The 1423-nt window shown below is 44.6% G+C and carries 2 protein-coding genes and 1 pseudogene; 1 reads left to right on the forward strand and 2 read right to left on the reverse strand.

The genetic code is table 11. The features are described from left to right. Positions 1-241: pseudogene (locus PX484_RS04730) on the reverse strand (FAD-dependent oxidoreductase); the annotation flags it as partial. A gap of 413 nt (positions 242-654) precedes the next feature. Here PX484_RS04730 and PX484_RS04735 point away from each other — a divergent pair. Further along, entirely contained in the window at positions 655-1005 is a 351-nt protein-coding gene (locus PX484_RS04735; protein ID WP_287669232.1) for a hypothetical protein, read from the forward strand. Here the strand turns inward: PX484_RS04735 and PX484_RS04740 are convergent. Beyond that, positions 1006-1423: ExbD/TolR family protein (locus PX484_RS04740; RefSeq protein WP_288103028.1), on the reverse strand; the 418-nt coding region annotated here is incomplete at its 5' end. It abuts the gene before it with no gap.

Here is a 1423-nt window from a genome sequence, read left to right on the forward strand (position 1 = left end):
GGAAGTCAACGGGGGTATTAGCGAGCAATTCGCTGAAAGGGGGAGCTATTTCCCAGGATTGCAGTTCTGAGGTGACTAATTCGTAGAGAAGGGGAGAAAATAAAAAGCGATCGTTTTTATCAATTAAGGTAATTTGGGGGGTGTGTTGATCGGTCCAAGGCAATTGACTCAAACGTAAAGCAGTATAGAGTCCACCAAAACCACCACCGAGAATACAAATTTTTGGGCTTGAGTCAGTCATATCGATCGCTGAGGGTTTTGTTTCTTATTTTGACACTCCCTGCCGTGAAATGGACGGGGAACCTGAAACCCAAATTTTCGGTAAAGCAAGGAAAGAAAAATAGTTTTTATTTATCTACCCAGCCAAATCGTCAGCAAAGCCACAATTGTAGCCAGAAAAAGAATATGATTCATCCAATCGTCGAAAGACCAATTTTTAAACATAATTAGCTCCTTAAAATCGAGGCTTACTGCTCAACAGCTTACCTTAATTTCTAATAGAAGTACTATCGGGTGCAGCCGGTTGACTCTGGCAATATATTAAGATTAGTTAAGGGCAGTAAAGGGATCGTTAAATCAATCATAAATTGTTATAGTCCATCTCTTCTAGAGCCTAGCATAGAGGGGAAACCTCCTTAATCCCTAGGTAATTACATGAATGGACTACAACAACAGATTATCAGTCTTGATCGGAAAGTCGATCGTCTACAGGATATTGTCGAAAGCCTCGGCCAGCAAATTGCTATCCTAGCCAAGGATAAATCGAGTCATTCCCTGCGAGAATCCCTGGACATGGTCGGTTTTTCCGAGTTATCCGATAATAGCCTCTACGATCATAAAGATATTCTCCGGGATCACGGTGGCAAACAGGCCCCGGCTGTCAATGGCGATAATTCTTTTGCCGATGAAATCCAAATTCGCCGATTGACGGCACAATTGACGGCGGCTTACAATCGTATTGCTGCTCTCGAAGAGCAATTACTCACCTATCGCATCCATTCCTAGTTAATTTCTGCCCAGAGGATTGGGTAAACCGGGTGAGGTGGGATTAGTCGGCAAATTGGGCAAAGGATTGCTATTTTCCAGGGTGGGATTGTTAGCCTCCCCCGATAGAGTCGCTAAAGCCACGCGATCGCCGCCCACCTGTCGCAGCAGGTCTAAAACCCCTACCACTTCGTTATAACTGGCATTTCTGGAGGCATTCAGTACCATCAGTCCATTGGGACTATATTGATGATAATTCTTGATTGCCTCGAATAACTGGGGACGAGTCACCATCTGCTTTTCGACGTAGAGTTGTCCGAAATCATCGAGACTAACCACCAACATTTCCCGCATCGGGGTGGTGGCGGTACTAGCTTTCGGTAAATCGAGACTGATAGCCTGTTGGCGAGATAATCCCACTGCACCGAGAATAAAGAAA

Source organism: Microcystis sp. M49636_WE2 (assembly GCF_030065375.1).
GTDB classification, from domain to species: Bacteria; Cyanobacteriota; Cyanobacteriia; order Cyanobacteriales; family Microcystaceae; genus Microcystis; species Microcystis aeruginosa_C.